This window comes from Psychrobacter sp. BF1, assembly GCF_019279065.1.
Classification (GTDB): domain Bacteria; phylum Pseudomonadota; class Gammaproteobacteria; order Pseudomonadales; family Moraxellaceae; genus Psychrobacter; species Psychrobacter urativorans.
Genome location: NZ_JAGYWV010000019.1, coordinates 1 through 21850, shown reverse-complemented (window position 1 = coordinate 21850; position 21850 = coordinate 1). Strand labels below are relative to the sequence as shown.

Here is a 21850-nt window from a genome sequence, read left to right as displayed (position 1 = left end):
AAGAGTAAGATGTGCCGTGTTGCATTTCAAACTTCAACTCCTACATATCAGAACGTTATGAAACACTATACACATCTTACCCAAGAGCAAAGATATCAAATATCAGCGCTATTGCAAGCTAAAAAGAGTCTCAGTGAAATAGCTAGAATTATTGGCTGTCATAAATCAACGGTGAGTCGAGAGATAAGGCGAAACCTGGGACAAAGGGGTTATCGTCCCAAACAAGCCCATCGTTTGACAAAAGCGCGCAAAGTTAAGAATAGCACACAGATTAGTCGCTTTGGCTGGTGCTATATTGAGCATCTACTCAGCAAACACTACTCCCCTGAACAGATAACAGGGCGACTGAGGATGCTGGGTTGGCAAGATGTCCCAAGCCATGAATCGATATACCAACACATCTATACTGACAAAAAGGCAGGGGGTGATCTACACACCACCCTCAGATGTCAAAAGCGTTATAAGAGACGGTATCTGCACGGCAATGATAGGCGCGGGAAAATAGCGAACCGCTGTGATATCACTGAGCGTCCTAGCATCATTGAGACACGCAGTCGTATGGGCGATTATGAAGGGGATACGGTGGTTGGTCATGGACATCAAGGTGTTCTGGTTACTTTAGTAGATAGAACGACTCGAGAAACTAAGATCAAAGCGCTACCCAATCGTAAGGCAAAAGCTGTCACACAAGCTTGTATTGACATGCTAAAAGGTGAGCAGGCGTTAAGCATCACCTTTGACAACGGTAAAGAGTTTGCTGACCATGAAGCGATGGCAACCGCGTTAAAGGCTGATATTTACTTCGCTCAGCCTTATCATTCTTGGGAGCGCGGAACGAATGAGAATACCAATGGTTTAATTCGTCAGTTTCTACCTAAGTCGATGCGTCTAGATAACCTATGCAGGCACTTAGTTCAGTCGATTGAAGACAGTTTAAATAATCGACCTAGAAAGGTGCTAGGGTTTAGAACACCGCTTGAGGTAAAATCTAGCTTCGGGTGCGTTGCACTTCAATGTTGAATCTAAGAAACTAAAAACCACAGGAAAACTCAGTCATACAACCGAGAATTAATAGCAATCTTCAAAAAAGATAATCCTCTTAAAAACCAACTTAAACTTGCTAAAAAATAACGAGATGTCCTAAAGAATGCCATGCCACACTTTAATAAAATAGTCAGATGGATAGGTGTTTATTGTCGGCTAAAAAACTTAATTTAGCATTGCTAGAATATGTAAGATCTATAGTACTAAGCCATTCAGATACTATGATCGCACCAAGTACCAAACCAGTCATCAACAGGTATACCGTAACCTAATTATTGTGAGCTACTTCTTATAGTCACTCATAGTAAAGAAAGATATGGCGTTGATTATTTGCACGCTAATTTAAGCGAGTAATTCCAAGAAATTAGTAAATATGGTGTATTAACTCTAATAAATAGTCATTTATTTACTAATAGCTGTGTTCTCAACCCACTTATTACTTCATATAAATATAACGGTATAGATATGTCTTTAAAAACTATAAATAAGAATTTCGAAGTATTAAAGATAATACTGTACCCCTCATTTATATTGCTATTATCGAGCTTGAGCCATGGTGAAATAAGAGAACAAGAACCTAAACTGAATGATGAACAATTATTTCAAACATGTCTGGACAATATCCAAAAAACTCAAGATTTCTCAAAAATAACAGATACTACTTTTGATATTTATAGACCTCTTCAAGCCGATTTTACAGTTTTAGACTCTTTAAATTACCAACCGGAGTTTAATAAAGAACCATGGGATTATCATGCGGCTTTGGTTGACGCTGAACGGGTAAGCACTGGAATTAATTTAAAACATAAGCTTTATCCTACGCTATCAGAAATTGAACAGCAGTATGGGGTTAAAAAAACAGACGTATTGGCAGTTTGGGGAATTGAGTCTAACTATGGTCAAAGTTTAGGACAAAAAAATATTTTAACGTCTTTATCAACACTGTCATGCTTCGGTCGTCGACAACAGTTTTTTCGTAAAGAGTTCTCAAGTGCACTACTAATCATTCAGAACGGTGATTTAGATGCTAGTGACATGATGGGATCATGGGCGGGGGCATTTGGACAAACACAATTTATGCCTTCAACTTATCTCCATCTAGCGCATGATTTTGATGGTGATGGCAAAAAAGATTTGGTGAATAGCCGAGCAGATGCTCTAGCATCAACCGCTAACTTTCTTAAAAATTCAGGATATAGAAGTCATCAAACTTGGGGGTACGAAGTCAAACTACCTCTCAACTTTAATGCTAAGTCTGATCGAAGAAATAAAAAATATTTAAATTTTTGGCGTGATAATGGTTTTAAATTAGCTAATGGATCTCCGCTTCCGGATGGAATAGACAAGTTAGCACTATTAATACCATCAGGTCTGGAAGGCCCCGCCTTTTTAGTAGGCAAAAACTTTGACACGTTTTATAGCTACAATGCTTCTGAAAGCTATGCTCTAGCTATCGCTCATTTATCTGACTTAATAGAAAAAGAAAGTTTAGATGTTAACTACAATACCCCGTGGCCTACTAATGATCCTGGCATCACCAGACTGCAAAGTAGAGATATCCAGAGAGCTTTAATTTCTTTAGGCTACGATATTGGAGAGGTAGATGGGTTAATAGGGAGTAAAACTCACATTGCCATCAAAGACTATCAAACTGAGAACAATTTAAACGCTGATGGTCGTGCTGGCCAAAAAATATATGATTATTTTGAAGAAAAAGGTCATTTAAACTTTAAGAATACACCAAAGCAAAATAGCGCCACTATTAATGCAGAATCTAAAATTAAATCAAAAAGTAAAGTAAGCAGTAAATACATAATACTTGCATTAATCTTATATGTTTTACTCTTAGGCTTACTTATATTTAAGTTTTATCAAGCTCGAGATAAGCCATAAGTGTAGAAAATATTTTTTAAATAGCAGATTTGAACAAGCTCTATATTTTAATGAACTTTAAGGTTTACCTATTTATATTTCAAGCACTTTAACTTTAATAGAACCTAAATAATTAAGACTTAATTTATGACATCATTTTATATTAAAGACCAGAATGGATTACATGCCAGCTTTCAAACGACTGCTCTCGTAAGTAAAAGCTTTAACGGTGAGCTATATAATATTAAGCCATCATCTACCTCTGAGCTTAAGGGTTTAGTCTTCAAAAAGTTTTCAAGAACCTATCAAAGCATGAATGTACAACCGAAAATTGAGTATATGGTCAATCACCAACCGCAGACCGATGTTAGCAATGACTCAAAGATATGCTGGCCATCACATTGTGTCTATGATGAAAACGATGTCTTTGCGGGCTACTTAATGCCATTGGCACTAGATGGCAGTCTATCTCTAGATGTTATTTTTAATAGCGCAAAGCAATATAATACTACGTGGCAAGCTTTTGAAGAGAATACACTAGCTAGCTACGAGTTAAGATTAAAGACATGTATAAATATCTGCCAAACAATACGTTCTATTAATGAGACAAACCGATACATTTTTACAGACCTTTTTCCTACGAATATCATGGTAACTAATGATGGTCGAATTTCCTTGATCGAATGTGATTTAATTCTAGAAAACAATAATAAAACTCATGAAATCACTCGCTTTGACTCAAAAAATATCTCAGGGTATACACCTCCTGAGGCACTAGGTATAAATATAAGTACGAATATACATAATGAATCACAAGAAAGATTTCCTTTATCAGTTATTATTTATGAAATAATATTTAGAGCTCATCCTTACTCTGCAATTTTCAATCCCCCTTATGCCCACTTAGTCACTCTCGATGAGAAAGTCGAAAACAATCTTTTTGTTCATGGTAGAGGTAGCAGCCATATTAGCTCGATGCCACCTGAACATCAGGGCTTCGATAACATTAACCATAAATTAAAATCTTTATTCTATCTAGCATTCGACATCAACTCTAAAGATAGAAGACCTACTCCACAATTATGGGAAAACACCCTTACTTTACTTGTTAGTGAGAAAAGTCATGGGCTTCAGCCTACTCCCAACTTAAAGACCATTACATCTCAGCCAAATATACAACATCAAAATAGAGAGAATGATACCAATCATAGTCCTGTATATATAAATACGAATAATACACCTAATGATCTTAATACGGATGTAAAAGCCAGCTGGTGGAGTCAAGGGCAATCTAAACTAGCAATCATTATTTTTCTTTTGCTCATAGGATTCATCATAGTACTAGCAACCACTGACTTTGATTCAAGTACAGAAAATGACGCAGAAGACCTTTACAATGCACAACAGGAAATATCGGATGCAGGTACCTATGAGCGTACAGCAGCATATAATGAAGTTGAAGAAGTAAACCCTCCTAAACTAACAGACCAATTTTTATATGTGATTTCGGATGAGGCGAACCTAAGACAAAGACCAAGCTTAAACTCTCCTGTTGTAATGAAACTCGAATACAATACTAAATTAACTCAAACTGACTCACCATTAATTGAAGATGGGGGTATTACTTGGATTAATGTGGCTAGCAACGGAGGAACTATGGGTTGGATGTCAAGCCTGACACTTTCTAAATACCCACGAGATATTCTTTACTCAAGATGTGGCGTGAGAAATAATGAAGTTGAATATATAGTTGCTTCTGCTGGTGTAAATGTTCGGAATAGTGCAAACACAAATGATAATAGTGTTATTGGTGTCATACAAAAAGGTGAGATGGTCTGTCCATATATGTATCTTGGAACTTATGATGAATCCATAGGCAGATGGATGGGCTTTCAGTTGACTAGTGGAGAAGTAGCTTGGGTTGCAGAATCATTATTAGAGCCTTACTACGAACCTGAGCCCTACTACGAACCTGAAACTGAAACTGAAACTGCTCCTGAAACTGCTCCTGAACCTGAAACTGAAACTGAAACTGCTCCTGAAACTGCTCCTGAACCTGAACCTGCTAAGATAAGACGGCCTGAGCTTTCAGACAATCATGTACCGAATGCATCGTCGTCTGATTCTAATACAAGTGATTATGATAAGTATAACTCATGGTTCTAGTACTTCCCGATACATACTACCAATAGCGTAGAAACTAACTTAAAGGATTTTGGTTACACAGACTGTATTTGATTAAGCTATTAGTAATTATTTGCCATTGTCAGAGCCAATGGCAATGGCGGCTTTACGGCGATACAGAAACTAAATCACGTAGCTTAATTCTATTGAATAAGTGTCTTATAGTTGGGATGATTACGGTTAGTTGCCTGTAGTGAGTACTAAGATAAGTATTTAAATTGCTGATCTTAGTAGGTATTGTATTTTATGGTCGATATCAGTGTACTTATAGGCGTACCTTAAGTGGATAATTTTAGGCTATTTGCAGCGGTAATGCTATATTCTATACTTGCAAATAACTTTAACTATTTTTGTGAGGTTTTTTTGAAAAAATTGGCTGTAATACTATTTTCTGGTTTTTTATTCACTTATGCTAATGCTTCAAATTGGGTACAAGTTCATTCAGACCTTGAGCAGAAAAGGTATGTTTACGTTGATATAGAATCAATATCAGTACAAGGTGAGTACAAACAAGTGCTTTCCAAAAGAATAGCCATCGAAGATAAAATTTATTTTATAGTTTTTAATTCTTACGATTGTAAAAGCAATCCAATGAGAGTTAAAACTACATATTTCACTAGTTACAATCTAGATGGAAGTGTTAGATATTCTGGATCAAAAAGTAATTTCTTTGAGCCTCTTTCGCCTGGAACAGCAAGCAAGTTAGAAGCAGATTTTGTTTGTAATTTCTGATTTTGTAATCACTATAGATGTCGCAATGTCATTTACAATACCTGAGAAGATTGCTATGTTCTGTGATTTACACTGATGAAAAGGCAGAGTGGTTAACTATCAATCAATACGCACGTAAGATCTAGTTATTAATTATTGATCCTGACTGGGTGGATGATGAGTTGGCCAAAAACTTTGGAGACCCGCGATAACTGAATGAAAGGCCAAACAACTTAGCGCACTATAAAAACCTCTAACATTAAGTAAGACATGTAAACATTACACATCTGCCCTTCTACGTCAGTGGTCATTAATCCTATATTAAACATTAGTAATAATACTTATCAGGTGGCTTTGTGAAAGTCGAGGTTTGATGGAACTGTATTAAGAGAAGAAAGGCTTGTCGCCGCACTTCCTATAAATCACTCTCTAGCCAAGAAAAACCATAAAAGCATTTCACTTTTATATTTAGAACATGAACCATTACTTTTATTCGCTAAAGAGCCGCGACCTAGTTTTATTGATCAAGTCCTTGATATATTTGATGAACGTAAAGTTCACCAAAGTAACTCTAAAGAAGTTCGAGAGCTACAAGTCGCATTAGGTTTAGTTACTACCGGAGAAGGATTAACAATCGTACCCCATACTGTAGCTCATGTTCGTAAAGATGAAACCTGTTATATCCCTCTTGATGACCTTCATATAACATCTACAATCATAATCATAATGCGACACTTTGAAAAATCCAAAGCTTTGAACACTCTCCTAAAAGTGTATAAGGAAAATAACTACTATAAAAATACTAAGGCCATTGACTTGCTTTTGGGAAATACATATGTAAAAACAGAAGCACCTAGCTATTGACTTTCTTCATACATTGAACGAAAGATATATCCTTTATTGCCAATCATTTGAAAGTTCCATTTGTATACTCTTACTTTTCAAAGATCTGCTAAGACTATCCATTTTGATACTATTTTGATACTCTAGATTTATTGATAGGCATATCTACTTGTTGATAGGTATATTTAGATTTTAACCCAATCGTATAATATAAAAGGCTTACAGCCAATAATTGCAGCTACTTATCGCCATTTATTGTGTATTGTTGTTGTAAAAACAAGGACTCATAATCCTTTGGTCGTAGGTTCAAGTCCTACTGGGCCCACCATATTAGCAGTACCTAAAAAGGTTTACATTAATTTGTAAGCCTTTTTTATTGTTTAGATTTTATTCAAATATGTCGAAGGTCTTTGCTAACAATACAAAACTGAAACTCAATTGTTGTTTAGTAGGTACTGCTCCAGATAGATAAGAACACTTCAAAGTAAAGATGAAGGGCTAAATTACCAGCAGGAGAATACTATGAAGAAGATATGCTTTACTGACAATTAAATCGTCAATATCCTCAAACAAGCACAACAGGGTGTGCCTATCGCTGGCAAGGGAAGCAGCAATCGCTCACTTTGGGCAAGTATGCAGTGATTACAGCAATCAATAGCAATTGAATATAAGCTATATCTGTAGCAGACCACAACCACTGCATGAACTCATCCCCCAAGCCCTCAATCCGCTTTCGGATCGCACTCGCATAGCGGCTAGATGTTTTATCAGACTTCTTCTGTAGAATATTATGCTCTACTATCAAAGCTTTCAACTCATCTTCAGGTAACTTTTTAAGAAGCGCCTCTGCGATAACTCTCGTTTTTGTAAGTAGTAGACTGCCCCCAATCAGGTCGCCTAGATAGGCTTATATATCTACTGCACGCCTAGCACTATCAGTGATTTGATTAACTGCCTCCAATAAGATCAGTAAATTTTGTAATCATATCGAAATAAGGCATTGCTCTGTCATATGTTCTAAATATGTCACAAGCATTTAATAGTACATATTAGGGAAAAGCATAATCAGGGTTGACATACTTTCCCTTTTTGATTTTGAAAACCGCTATTGTGACAACTTTAAATCATGATTTTATTAGCCCAACTCACGCAAATTTTTATGCATGGTTGTGATAAATCCACATCAGTTTTCAATAAGCGATTAATCATAAAATTGATATGATTAAAGTATCAGCTTCTCAATCTGGGTAATAGCTCAGGGTTGATAGTACGTAGCCTCATATTTAATTCTGGTGACCAGACTAGGTCTTCATGCTCTACAGCTACTTGGTAAGCCCATTGGCTAATAGTTTCTGAACGCTTCTGGTTACTTATGAAGCCAATACCGTCTGTTTGTTGTTCAATAACTTGTCCGTATTGTTGGTTACGCCTCAACCACTTCTCGTAAAACCTCTCCTCAGCCAGATAGTCACGTTTACTGTTATTACATGTATGATCAGTCAGTACAAAATTATGAGTCGTATCATTGGGATATTTTGACCAAGGTACAAAATGATCAACTTCGATGTCTTTTTTTAATGGTTTTTGACAGTAGAAACACTGACCCTGCTGAGTTTCATTGAGTATAGGTACTAACAAGCTTAGATCTTGACGCGATTTGTTAAACAAAAAATCTTGTAGATCAATGTCATTACTGAAATATAATTGGTTGTGACGATTGTCCCGTACAAACTCTGTCCAGTATTGTTGGCAAAGCTTATGTATTATCTGACTAAAACGCGCAAAGCAGTAAGCGATCCCAGACTTTAATATGATTACTTTTTCTCTTGAGTTATAGATATAGAAGAATTCACGGCTAACTTTATCTTCTGCACTTTGTAGATACTTGGCAGGGTTGCTTTTAATGGTTCGAGCTATTTCTTTAATAGTTGATTGCCACTTTTTGACATTATGTGTCCGAGCTATATTTAAGTTAGTAGTCTTAGTTTCTTGTTGCAGGGTTAAAATACTAGTGATGACCTTAGCTTGGCCTGTTGTACTGCTTTGCTTCAATATAGATTCACCATACTGATCTGAGAACGGTAATGCTTGTGTCCAATAAAGCTGCATAAACTGCTCTGCTAACTGCTCATAAGAAATAAAGCATTCACTGTTATCACTAATCCCAGACTCTATAGAAAGGTTGGTTACTGCGATTAATAATGCAAATTTATAGGTCGAGGTATAAGAGCTAGATTCAAGCAACCATTGAATACGTCTTAGGAAGTTAAGCTGAAATTCTGCTGTGGGCACTATGAGAATCCTTAGAGGGGCGATTAATTAACTCGCTGTAATTCAGACTTATACCACTAAGCTTTTGATTATGTAATGCTTGGCCTATAAATGAAGCTGTTTTATCTAGCCAGCCCTAGTTTAGTCCTCATATATGTAATTTCATAGGTTGGCGATCACTTAATCAAAAAATCTGATAAATTATAGCTATTACCAATTTATATGTTAATTGATCACTTACTATTAGCTATCTGATCCGATGCTAATCACATCAAATATTTCACTACTTTAAATCTCATCCTCAAATAAGAACTACGAATAAAATTATGACTACTTTTATATTCGACACATAAACGACAGGACTGAAGCGGCCTATTCTATTGTTGAGATAAACGATAGCAAGGTGACGGTATTACAGGCGCCAAGAGCGAAGCGCTTTAACCCTCTCAAAGAAATTAGCTTGGGATCTATGGCGATACAGAAATCAAACTACGCAGCTTAATTTTATTTGATTAGTGTCTTATGCTTGGGAGGGTTACCGTTCCAGTTTTATTATGGATTAACTATATATTTCGTACCAACAGCTATGTATTTAAATTCATATAACTCATTTAAAATATATTTATTAATAGTCAATGTTTAAACGCCTTTTTCTTAAAAAAATGAATCAATAAATCGACTGAATCAGTTCTTGAGTCAGCTCTACGTTTGGCTTCAACATATCATCAGCAAGACTACGCTTACTTGATAGTAGCTTATCCAGTTTGATTTCAAAGGTTTCAAAATCATCTGCTGCAATAGATGGGTAATAAACAAAAACCTCTTTATCTTGCCCAATTCGGTAGGCTCTATCGGTTGCTTGGTCCTCCTTAGCGGGGTTCCAACTTCGTGTATAATGAATTACATGATTCGCTTTTTGGATATTTACTCCAAAGCCAACTGCCACCGTGGATAAAATAATCACATTAAAACCATCCATTTCTTGGAACTTATCAATAATACCCTGCCGAGTTAAGCCTACTCTGCTGTTAGTGTTGGAATCTCCGTTCACTGTAGTAACATTTAATCCAAATCGCTCAAGAAGAAGGCGTTTTAAGAACACTTGAATAGCCCTGAACTCAGTAAAAATAATAACCTTCTCATCTTTTTGTTTTATACTCTCTAAAGTCTTTATTAACCATTCAGCTTTAGGTGAATCTTTGATAGTCGCTTGTTCTAGCAAATTTAGAGGATGAGCACAAATCATTCGCATGTCATGTAGTGCTTTTAACATAACGCCTTTATGGCCTTGCTCAGATAAACGTCTATAATCATTTGATACTTGTTTATATAGTGTGCGTTGTAACGTTGATATTTGAATATTTTTACAATCATTAATTTCGTGTTTTGCTGGTAACTCAGCGACATCGTGCTTCATACGTCTTAATACTTGTGGCTCAATCAACTTACGAAGGTAATCTATTATCGCGTTGTCTTCATCGTCTTTCTTTTCAATAGGACGTCGATACTCTTTATTAAATTCGCTAAGCGAACCTATCAGATTTTCTTGAATGAAATCAAATAAGCACCATAGATCAACAAGTGAGTTTTCTACAGGCGTGCCTGTACAAGCAATCTTAAAATCTGCTTTTTGAGCTTTAGCCGCTTTAGTAACCATTGCAGTAGGCACTTTTATTTTTTGGGCTTCATCACATATCATGATACTCCAATCTACCCTTCCTAAAGAAAACTCAAGGTCTCGCATTGTTTCATAAGTAGTCAATACGATATCTGCACCGCCTAACCAATTTTCTTCAAGTAGATTCGTTATTCCATAATCATTTCTTAATTGAGAAGATATTAAGTGCTTCGGTATTTTTCGCTGTTTTAAGTTATCTCCATATAAGCTTAGAACCTTACCAAACTTTGCGCTAAAAAATCTATTGATTTCAGCCTCCCAGTTCTCCAATAAAGAAACTGGCGCTACTACTAATGCAGGCTTTTTATCTTCTGTGTTTTCTAAGTACTCACCAATAAAACAAAGTAACTGCAAAGTTTTTCCTAATCCCATATCGTCCGCTAATAAGCAGCCGCTTACCTGAATTGGTGCATACTCATATAGGTTTTGTAGCCAAGCGATACCATACTCCTGATGCTTTTTCAGACTAAATTCTTGGCTTCTAAAACTTGATGGCAATCTGGCCTGAGGGCGATTACTTTCATCAAAAGTTAGAACCTCCGCTCGCTTCTTAGTAAAGTCAGCCTCATCGATATTATTGGCAATCAATAAGGTAGATTTTTTCTTTGTTTCATCAGGTTTTGGCTGCTCTTGCTCTATGTCGTTTTCCGCTAGGTCATCACTCTTTGAATCACGCAGATCATTAAGTAATTTTTTTGCATCATCTAATGGAATAGAGACGTTGCTGTCCGGATGTAGAACGAAGCTCTCGCCTTCTGCCTCTGCATGCTGGATACGTTGCTCAAGTAGTTCAGTAGTGGCATCAGTATTATCAGAAGTAAATTGAGATAAATCGGCTGACTCATCTATAAGATTCTGTGGTAACCATTCGGATTCGCCACTATCTTTTTGAATGGCTTCAGAGCTCAGTTTCTCAGCTTCACCAATCCCTATCACTCTATCGCTGTAATTGCTTAAATCTAGCACTGTTTTAGCTTGCAATTCATCATCATACTGCTGAATTTTTTCTAGATCACTTTTCAGTTCTTCTATCAGATTATCTAAGTAGTTTGTTCTGTCTATACTGTAACCTGCCCATAGGAACACAGGTGATGATCGCTCATAAGTAGCAACAAAGTGTTGAGCTTGCGCTAGATTTGAAAGCTCTAAAATAACAGGGTCTTGTGCTCTACTTGAGTTTTCGTGCAAAGTTAACTGAGCGGAACTAAAATGCGATGCTTCATCATAGGTTTTATCTACTAGCAAACGGTAGGTATAGATTTCTGCATCTTCTTTGGATTGTTCAAAGCCCTCTGGAGATATAACCTCTATCGCATCCTCCCCTAACTGAGCAAAAGGATTATGTAAAAAGGTCTGTGCACGCTCGCCAGTTATGCGTCGATTTGGCATCTTCTTAATTTCATTTAGTACACTCTTAACTTGCGGCTCGATGATAACGTGTGCCAAGCCACCTTCTGGTAAGCTGATTGTATATTCATCTTGCACTTCATTATACTTATCAAAAGTTTGTAACCAATTCGAGGGCGAATCTTTGAAATCAGGCTGAACCTCCACCACTGACTCTGTACTAACCAAGTTTTTACGAAGGTTAAGTTGCAGCTCATCTGGGGCTAGTACGATGGTTTTACGTAGGAACTCATCTAAGTTCGCCTCACTTTTATTTGCTAAACCACGTATTTGTGCCCAATACTTTTGATTTATTGATTTATCTTTATCCGTAATACGAGAGAACTCTTTAATTTTCTCTAATAACTTCCAAGTACTTTCGTTTAATAAATACTCTTTACTAGTAAGACTAATAATCGCGCCTGTTCGTTTGACTGAGCCTTTAAACTTAACCTTGCTTTTATCACACCAACCATCCAGAATAATTTGGAAATTAGAATCGCTTATACCATTTTCACTACGAATTATCGGGTATAAATCATTTGATAGCGGCAAGTTGAGCAAATTAATGACATCGCTATGGTCAGGATCTTGTTTAATCTGAAATAACTCTTCCCATGGCAATATATATCTCTCATCTGACTGATAAGCGAGCTCTTCATCAGCTAAACTCTCCCAGTAGAAATCTGCATCAGTTTTAGCCACAGCTGTATAGCAGTGCTTTAAACCCATGTCATCATATTGCAATGGCGCAGGCTTGACACTATTGACTATGGTTTCTGATATTGTGGTCTGCTCGTTTTTATTTCGTTTCCAAAATGCTAGTTTCATAAAGATACTCTATAAGTTTAATCTGGAAATATTCCTAAACCTTGTAATCTTCGATCAAAAGAATTTTCCCAAACACTCTGATGTGATAAGTAAAACTCAGCTCGGGAAGTTGATTTTAAACTAGTAATATCAACCTTATGTGTTTTTTCCTGAAATGAAGAGTATGGTATTTGGCGATAAAAATAAGTTGCATTATTCATTTCAGAGAACTCTACTATATAAAACCCACCTATTTTAATCATAAAGGCATTTGCAGCATTGCTTTTACCAGTAATCCTTTTAAATCTTCCCAAATTATTTTTTTTAAACTCTACTTGTTGTGTTGTTGGATAAAACATTGCCTGTTCATTTAAGAAGATTTCTGAGAGCGTTACTTGCTTAAGAAACCTCATCCAGTAATTAAATCTTCGAATATCAGCACCACCACTAAAAACGGTAAAAAAGCTTTCTAAGTCTGCTCTTACAAACCATTGAACCACCATTTTTCTAGTATCTGGGTTTACATTGCGCCAACCTGCTGATGAGTCGTATTGTGGGTTTCCCCATTGCGTTAAACAAATACTCTTTAAAGCTTCATGTACAAGTGTGCGTTTTGAGGTAGAAGCATAACGTTCAAGTAGAGCCGTTAAAATAGCTGTGGTATAAATTGGATTCTTTTCGAGAAGAAGTAAGAAGCGTGGTATCACTTTAAAGTAGTCATCTTCCTTAATCGTCTTGACTGACTTGATAGATGAGCTTACCAAGCTATCCCAAAACCAGCTATTAGGAGCAATGCTTAAGCTTTCTAATTGACTACTGACTCTACTGTCATCGCTATTGTATAAAAAGTCACGAATAAATCTTTTGGAAGGATCTAGCGAAAGCACTTCAGGATGATCAGTTAACGTAGTAAGCCATTTTTTAGGCCTAAGAGTGGCTTGAAACAACGTAGAGCGATTAGTATTTAAAATGTTCCTGAGCTGAATCCAGTTATTGGGCCGTTTATTTATCTCATCTTGTTCTACCGCAAAATAACTATAAAGTAGAGGGAAATAAACAACCTTTAGCAACTCAGGATTCATTTTATTAAATTGTTCAATGAGCTCGCTACCTTTGAAAGTAAAAAGTATCTTGTCCTCATAATTTAGCAACGTCTTACTGAGTGACCAAGCTAGGTTCTTCCAATCGCGTTTTGTGAGATAGTCTTTACCATGCTTTTCTAATTTTAAAATTGAGTTAACAATTTTTTCTTCGATAGGCTGAATATTCTCCATATCATCAAACTTACGTTCAATGATTTCTAACGTCTTAATTAACTTACTCGGCCTGGCAAACCTATTATGTATTTGCGCAGGTTCAGAGAAACTATCGATACTTTGATTCAGTCTCTGCTTTAAAATAGCTATACTCATCACATTTACCTTGCCAGCTGACAGGTTTCAATAGGGGCAGAAACAAAAATAGGCTGCGCCTCAGCACTTTCTTTTTCTTTTAAACCATAAAACTGCATCCGTAGCTCTACACGACGTGATGCTTCTTTGCTGTCTTTTGCTGAATTAAACGACACACCTCCAGCTAGAAATAGCTGTTTGATTTGATTTTTTTGCTCATCAGTTAAGCTAAGCTCTGGGTTAAATGTGGGATCTAACAAGCTACACATCACCCACTCCGAACGGCGTAGACTTAAATTCAAGTTATATAAATATGATCCATCGGTATCTGTAAAGCCCTCAATCACGATCTGTTTAAACCATTTTTTGCCATTTTCACTATTGGCAGCTTTTAAGACAACCGGCACTAAAGCACTTAGAGCTTTTATGCCCTCTGCATTCAATCGGTAATCGTTGTACCCAAAGCGACCCGCCTCACCAAAATTTATACGGTTCTCTTTACAGTCTACTGTGATGAGCTGATTCTTTAAAGTGGGGTCGTCTTTAATACCAGTACAAATATCCAAGATCTCTGAACTTCGCTCTTTCTCTGCTTGTGTTGCTTCATTAATTTTCTTAGTGACTACCATTAAAGATACTGCCATCACTACCAAAAACAATGTCATTAGCGCTGTCATTAAGTCAGCAAATGAGATCCAAAATGGCTTCTCACCCTCATCCTTTGAACGAGGTTTTTTAGCGTACCTATTACCAATCATTAGCGATACACTCCAAAATTAGCGTCTAGTTCTTTGGGTAAGATCTTCAAGGTCTTCAACCACATTACCTAAGCCTTCAACACCAGTTGCAAGGCGTTGAACAGCTTGGTTAAGTGTGTTGTCAAAAGACACCAACGATTGATTTAAACTACTTTCAACGGAAGTACCAAAGCTATCGAAGCTCTTCACTAGAACATCACTAACTTCTGCTAAATATTCTTGCATCTCCCTTTTCACTTGGCTTAAAGCCGTCGTCATATTCTGCATATCATTAAGCATTTGACTAGTCTTGCCAGCTTCAGACTTTGACTGCTCAATGAGAGTTTCTAGTGTTTCAATTGCAAGGTTAACGCTATTTTGAGAGTTCTTATAATCTCTTATCAACTCAATAAGGTTACTACTAGCACTGGTCATATTGGTTGACGTCGTATTAACCTGTGCAATAAGCTCTGAGGTTTTACCAGTCACTGTGATTAGTGAGCTGCCAGCCGTCGTAAACTGTTCAGAAGCTATACGCATTTTTTCCGCACCACTATTCATACCAGTGATACTATCAGTGGTCACTTGAGATAGTTTTTGGATGTTTTCTTTATGAGTTTGAACCGCTTCTTTGCTATGCGTAATGAGCTCTTTAATTTCATTACCTAAGTTATCAATCAGTACAGACGACTGCTCGTGCAATTTCTGTTGATTATCTGATATTTGGCGATCCTGCTCGATACGTTGCTCTGCGACATTTGATAACAGGTCTGACATTGAATTACCTAAACCTGATACAAGCTCTGAAACCTTACTGTTTAACTGCTCAACAGCATATAACCCTTGATCACCAATTTTAGCCGAACCCGCAGATAGATTCTCTACCATTTCGTTCATTTGGTTAGACATCTCATTTTGTTTTTGATGAATGTCCTCCATCATTGCCGCCATTTGAGTCTCTAGCGTTTTAGTCGACACTTCACTGTTAGTTTGCATATCTGTAATTAATTGAGAGAAACCTGACTGCATCTCGCGCATAGCCGTGACAGACTGAGTCATCATCTCGCTCATACCTGTCATTTGACCGCCAAATGTCGTTTCCAACTTACTCATAAAAGCAGTTAACACATCAGTCATAAGCTCTTGTACAGCTGAACCCTGATCGCCGCTGACCTGCTGCACGCTTGAGGCGATTTTATCTAAAGGCTCTTGTAATGTGTTTTTAATAGATTCACCAATCTGAGCTGCCGTTGATGCGCCTACTTGAGCATAAGACTCACTGAGTTGTAAAGCAAAAGCAGCTTGATTTCTTTTGTTTTCTTCGACCAAGTTAATCATCATGGTTTTTAAATCATTAACCAGACTATCTTTAAGCTGTCGTGCATTCGCTTCATTGGCTTCAGAGGATTTGAGCAATTTTGCCAGATACTCTTCACCACTATCATCAAAAGTAAAGGCATTATCAATAGCAGCATTTAAGCGTTGTAAATGTGCATAACACTGTCGCAGCCATGATTTTTCACGCCAAGTAATAATCATAGCGGCTGAAATAGCTATTGCAGAGGCCATAAAGGCTTCAGCAACCCCTGTCAGTAACAAAGCCAAACTATCTTGAACTTTATCAGGATCACCCGCAGGATCAAACGACCACAATCCCATTAATAAACCTGCAAAGGTGGCAATAATACCGATACCAGTGAGCAAACCCGGCAAATGCTTATAAAAGTCTACTTTTAAGGGGGTGTCGACGATGATGGATTCGGTAAAAAATATGTCACTTGGCACGGTTGCGAGTGATCTTACTTCAACGTCCTCACCATCTTTGGTTTCAAAAATTTTATGAAAGGTTCTTTTATAGCTTAACCAAGCCTGTTTTAAAGGAGTGTCGTCTTCAAATTTAACATCTAGTGAGTCTTTATTGGCATGACCAGTGATGTTTTCTAAATCATCCACCAATTGTAAGAGCTTCTTATTTAATGCTTTAGCAGGTATTGTATAATTTTTTCTAAAAATAATACTAACAATCCCAATAAAGACAGCCATTAATATAGGCAAAATATAAACTTCTTGCGGCAAACCTAACCAATCCATCAATACCACCTATTCCACTAAATAAAAGCTTGAAAGCTGCACAATTAAATCTAAATTATAGTCAGCTCGATTTGATAATAAAAATTTACGTCCACAACACCCATCGCAGTAATCCAAACTCTAAATTACAAGCTGTAACTTACAAAAAGAGAATAGTAACATAAACACATGACCAGAAAATGATTGGTAAATAATATTTATGAAATAACAGGCGATTTGAGAAATTCGCAACTATGGTAGGAAGAAAAATAGAGGGCTTATTCAAGACTACTTATACAGTAGAGCCATTTTTTATATAACAGATAGGGGGTAATTTGAGTCTAATAATGCTTAGCAAATTTGAACATCCCAACCTTAGGATTGGAGATTTTATGTCTGCTCTTTTAGATGAATAAATGAAGTTTGTAGCCAAATTCAGAATTGGAATATTCATCTAGCCGAGAATGTTAATCTATGCTGTCATATTTATAGGACAGCTCATGTTTTATCATTTGTTATTAATATTTGATTTGCTTAATCAAGTACTTTTAAAACAAAAGAACTGAAAGTAGCAGAAGGAGTACCTTTTTTATCTAATTAGATATATACATTCGCAACTGTTAAGCTAGGTAAATGATATCCGTGTGCAAATTGAAGCGCTTAAAGTCCTTGTATTCATATTCAAAATACTTACTGTCTTTAACTCAGTTTAACGTTATAGAAAACTACTCTGTAGCCTATCTTTGATATTTGTCAGATACCAACTACCCCATTAGTGCGGTGACAGGAATATTATAAATTAATAAATGACATAATTTATTTTGATAAAAATAAAAAAGGTTGCTAAAACTATATTCAAAATATTATAGAGAGCTAAGGTATAATTTTTTTAGATAACGCTGTTGATATTGGGGTTTATTATTTTGGCAAATAAAAACTATCCCAATGTAGATAGAGTCAAAGCAGCATATAAGATTCTAGACAGTTCGATGACTCATTAACCTAGCACAATTCACAAAGTAATCTTATAAAAAATAGCTTTTCCTTAAAAACTCAGCTAGACGCAGAGTTTTTCACATAAATTTTCAAGAGCAGCCTTCAACTAAATAAATCGCTTCTGGTATACCGATATCGATGCTTTTTACTTGACCTTTTAAGAGATCTTTATTATCTACTGTCCACTCAGTCGCTTTAATTGTGTGATCATTTAGCTTTTGACCACCCTTGATATGATAGTCAATTTGTAGAGGCAAGCTGTCCTGTTTATTATTAAGCTCAATATTTTCGTTCTTTAAAGATTCTCCAAGTGAGCTTTGTTTTATCACTTTAAAATTAACGTTAGCAATCAGGCTATAGTAATCACCATCAACCGCATATTTATCCACCTCGTAACTAAGCTTGTCATTATGAGCTTTCATAACGTCTGTAGCGGAATCACCGACTTTGATATCTTTATAAAAAGGTATGCTTGGATCTTGGATACTGATCAGGGCAACTTTGCCCTCTATGATTTGATATAGTACAGAAGCACGTTTACCGTACTCTTTATCGACGTAGCTCAGTTGTGGATTACTGACGTAATAACACTGTTCATTATCACTCTTTGCTCTGATCATCCCTAAGCTACTTAGCAGTTCAGGAGTAATAACCTGACCGAAACTTAGTTTCTGATAACCTGATGGGCTAACGATTTGCTCATCAACTATATCTGCTGCTTCGTTATTTTGTGCTTTATCCATAGCACTGGTATCTGTAGGCGTTGGATTGACAGACAGCTCATCATTTTCAGCCATGTCTTTATCTGTATTATTCTTTTGCGTAGTGCCGTCATTATTTGAAGATGAGGGCTGTAAGTCACACCCTATCATCAGTTGCACAGTACTCATTAATAAAGTGCAAACCATTGCCGTTTTAAATATAGGTAATGCTGACTTTAAATGAAGAAATGACATGGCTTAATTCCTGAATTTGGGTCATTGATATTTATATACCTCAATTTAAGCGGCTTGAAGATAAAAGTTAAACTGCATCTGTTTAAGCACTCTGTAGCCTCAATCCATTTAAATCTTAGTTCTACTGCAAGAATAGGGTCTTGTTTGGAACCAGTATATATCTGGTTATACTTAATAAGCTTGGCTTTATTTTTCACCTCTTATTTATTACAACTTTCTTGCAATCCATTATTACAGGCTTTGCTATACCACTCTTTGGCGATAACTTTGTCTTGATTTATCCCATAGCCATAATCATACATTCTTCCAAGATTATACTGTGCTTCAGGCAGTCCTTGACTAGCCGCTTTTTGAAACCATTCAACGGCTACGGCATCATTTTCAAGTACTCCGTCCCCATAGTCATATAGTCTTCCCAGATTATTTTGAGCATTGACAAAGCCTTGTTCAGCCGCCTTTTGATACCACTGCATAGCCTTGGAATAGTCTTTATCAACACCAAGGCCTTTTTCATATATTACTGCAAGATTATATTGCGCCTCCATCCTTCCTTGAATCGCTGCTTTTTCGAACCATCTTACGGCTTGTGATTCATCTAGTTCAACCCCTTGACCAGTGACATACATAATTCCAAGATTGTATTGTGCTTCAGCATTATTTTGTTCAGCTGCTTTTTGATACCACCGAATAGCCTTAACGAGATCTCGATTTACACCATAACCATTATGATATATTTCTCCAAGGTTATTCTGTGCCTCAGAACGACCTTGTTCAGCTAACGGTTCGAATAGCTCAATCGCCTTACTATAGCTTTGATGATTTTCATCACTATCTCTATATAGAACCCCAAGGTTATATTGACCGTCCATATTTCCTTGCTCAGCGGATTTTTGCAACCATTCAATAGCGTGATCATAATTCTGATCTACGCCTTGACCCTCGAAATACAGTAAACCAAGATTGTTTTGTGCATTGGCGTTACCTTTATTAGCCGCTTTGGTGTACCACTCAACAGCCTGAGTATAATTTTGATCCACTCCTTTGCCTTCATCGTACATTCTGCCCAAGTTATTTTGTGCATCTGAGTCACCTTGGCCAGCTGCTTTTGTATATAGCTCGATTGCTTTAGCGTAGTTTTGCGCTACTCCTTGGCCATTCTCGTAAGCAACCCCTAAATCGAATTGTGCTGTAGTATCGCCTTGTTCAGCCAATCTCTGTAACGTTATAACGTCACTATGCTTTTCATTTAATGTCTGTGCGTAAGACGGTTGTTGATGCTGGTCATTTTTGGTTTTCTGACAGCTGGCTATCGAAATAGATGACAAAGAAAAACAAACAACAGTAACCGCTAATTTTATTTCATGTAAGGTCATATATTTCGTTCACTAATTGAAGATTATGGGTTCAAAGCTTAATGAAATCTATCAGTTAAAACTTAGCGGTAGCTCTGCTTCTAATAACAGCAATATTTTGCACAGATAAGTCAGTTGCAAGATGTCCTTTGCCTCTACTCTACGTTTATAAAAACATTCAATATTAGTAGCTAGTAGGCTCAGTCCTGCATCTTGCGCTAATCTATGCTGCTGGCGAAGCTGCTTGATTTGCATTTCGGTAGGCTGCAATCGTCCACTTGCCGACAAGCTGTCTAATACGCTTAGAATTGGCTCACAAATAAGCTGGCTCAAGGTCAAAACCTTAGTACTCTCAACTTCCACTAAGCGTCTTTTCTTACTCATAAGCTTGCTGATTTGCCCAGTTAGCAACGCTTTCAAGGTATTTTTCTTGGTAGGGACTCGACTATAGTCTAAATGAAACAAATGATCTGAGAGGATCAAAGAGATTGGAGTGAGTTCAATGGTATTTTCAATCATACTGACTTGAGCGACGATCATTTGAATCAGATAGCTATCGATGCGCTCAAGCTTATCAATAGTATCGATACTCTGCTGATCATTAGCGTTCCAATTAACTCGTAGGCGAACTTGGTTATTATTTTGATCGGCTAACGGCCACCAAACGCATTGTTCGATTTCATCAACTTGCAAACTGCCTATCTTAGCGGGATTTAACACTACAATCTCATTGACGGTGCCATTATCCATCAATTGTTGTAGCCAGCGTTGTTGTAGATGCTGCCAATCGTCAACGGCCAATTTTTTTACGCTATTAAGATAGCCGGCAAAATCATCATTTAACGAAGAGTGGTCTCGCACTTTGCTCCCGGTGACTGCAAGCCCACCATGGTCATTGAATCTGGGGTTAGCTAAGGTGCTGAACTGGTTCATCAGGTTTTGAGCCGTGCTAAGCCAAACGGCGTTATACCAAGCTGTTTGTTTGTTAAAATTTAAATCCTGTGCTTGCGCTCGAGCTTGGGTAAACTCGATAATCTGGTCTTCATTGGGCTCATAAAAATACAAGGTCAAACCGCGTGCTTTAGCATGACTCAACCACCAGCGTGCGCCTAACGGCAGCAAAATCAAATCAGCTCGGTTGTCATCGGTGTCATAAGTATGACGTAATTTACCTCGTAACTTTGGTAGCTGTGTCGCATCGCTATGCTGCAATTGGTACAAATAAGCACTCAGCTCTGCCAGACTAACCAATAGCTGACGCTCGTCAATATGATTATCACCTTTGATAAAGTCATGCATCTGACCACTCAGCTGGCGTAGCTGCATAGCCAAACGTGGTAGGTGCTGACTACGAACCAGTGTATTAGCAAGATGCATGCGATTAGCGGAAAAATGCTCTAGTTGCGACAAGCCTTGATACATGTATAAATAATGAATGGGATTCAACGAATCAAACTGCGAACATATTTGGCTTAATTATAGAAGTATTATCACTATAAGTTATAAAGTAAGAATGTATTGATATTTTAATCAATATTAAGATAAATAT

The 21850-nt window shown here is 37.0% G+C and carries 13 protein-coding genes and 1 pseudogene; 5 read left to right on the top strand and 9 right to left on the bottom strand.

Going from position 1 to position 21850, the window contains the following annotated elements:
• The first annotated feature begins 57 nt into the window (after window positions 1–57).
• The 5 genes and pseudogenes from KZA12_RS14135 to KZA12_RS15090 all read left to right on the top strand — a co-directional run.
• A complete protein-coding gene (locus KZA12_RS14135; protein ID WP_218690671.1) occupies window positions 58–1020 on the top strand; it encodes an IS30 family transposase in 963 nt (320 codons plus the stop codon).
• A 489-nt stretch (window positions 1021–1509) separates the two neighbouring features.
• On the top strand, window positions 1510–2937 hold the full coding sequence (locus KZA12_RS14130; protein ID WP_218690670.1) for a lytic murein transglycosylase: 1428 nt from the start codon (window positions 1510–1512) through the stop codon (window positions 2935–2937).
• 126 nt (window positions 2938–3063) lie between these two features.
• Window positions 3064–5082: an SH3 domain-containing protein gene (locus KZA12_RS14125; RefSeq protein WP_218690669.1), complete on the top strand. Its 2019-nt coding sequence runs from the start codon at window positions 3064–3066 to the stop codon at window positions 5080–5082.
• Between the two features lie 300 nt (window positions 5083–5382).
• Window positions 5383–5832, top strand: a complete 450-nt coding sequence (locus KZA12_RS14120) for a surface-adhesin E family protein (protein WP_218690668.1) — start codon at window positions 5383–5385, stop codon at window positions 5830–5832.
• Window positions 5833–6186: 354 nt separating this feature from the next.
• Window positions 6187–6675: pseudogene (locus tag KZA12_RS15090) on the top strand (LysR substrate-binding domain-containing protein); the annotation flags it as partial.
• A gap of 568 nt (window positions 6676–7243) precedes the next feature.
• Here the strand turns inward: KZA12_RS15090 and KZA12_RS14110 are convergent.
• From KZA12_RS14110 to KZA12_RS14070, 9 genes are all read right to left on the bottom strand, one after another.
• Entirely contained in the window at window positions 7244–7546 is a 303-nt protein-coding gene (locus KZA12_RS14110; protein ID WP_256932997.1) for a BrxA family protein, read from the bottom strand.
• A gap of 338 nt (window positions 7547–7884) precedes the next feature.
• Entirely contained in the window at window positions 7885–8946 is a 1062-nt protein-coding gene (locus KZA12_RS14105; protein ID WP_201622126.1) for an HNH endonuclease domain-containing protein, read from the bottom strand.
• Window positions 8947–9592: 646 nt separating this feature from the next.
• Window positions 9593–12820, bottom strand: a complete 3228-nt coding sequence (locus KZA12_RS14100; RefSeq protein ID WP_218690667.1) for a DEAD/DEAH box helicase — start codon at window positions 12818–12820, stop codon at window positions 9593–9595.
• 17 nt (window positions 12821–12837) lie between these two features.
• Complete coding sequence (locus KZA12_RS14095; protein WP_201622128.1) at window positions 12838–14211, bottom strand: EH signature domain-containing protein; 1374 nt, start codon at window positions 14209–14211, stop codon at window positions 12838–12840.
• A gap of 5 nt (window positions 14212–14216) precedes the next feature.
• Window positions 14217–14948, bottom strand: coding sequence for a type I Zorya anti-phage system protein ZorB1 (gene zorB1 / locus KZA12_RS14090; RefSeq protein WP_201622129.1), 732 nt, complete (start codon window positions 14946–14948; stop codon window positions 14217–14219).
• An 18-nt stretch (window positions 14949–14966) separates the two neighbouring features.
• The gene (gene zorA, locus KZA12_RS14085) at window positions 14967–17018 is read right to left on the bottom strand and encodes an anti-phage ZorAB system protein ZorA (protein ID WP_218690666.1); all 2052 of its coding nucleotides are present in this window, start codon (window positions 17016–17018) and stop codon (window positions 14967–14969) included.
• A 1064-nt stretch (window positions 17019–18082) separates the two neighbouring features.
• Window positions 18083–18949, bottom strand: a complete 867-nt coding sequence (locus KZA12_RS14080; RefSeq protein ID WP_218690665.1) for a hypothetical protein — start codon at window positions 18947–18949, stop codon at window positions 18083–18085.
• 200 nt (window positions 18950–19149) lie between these two features.
• Window positions 19150–20274, bottom strand: a complete 1125-nt coding sequence (locus KZA12_RS14075; RefSeq protein WP_256932995.1) for a tetratricopeptide repeat-containing protein — start codon at window positions 20272–20274, stop codon at window positions 19150–19152.
• Between the two features lie 99 nt (window positions 20275–20373).
• The gene (locus KZA12_RS14070) at window positions 20374–21747 is read right to left on the bottom strand and encodes a hypothetical protein (protein ID WP_218690663.1); all 1374 of its coding nucleotides are present in this window, start codon (window positions 21745–21747) and stop codon (window positions 20374–20376) included.
• Window positions 21748–21850 lie beyond the last annotated feature (103 nt).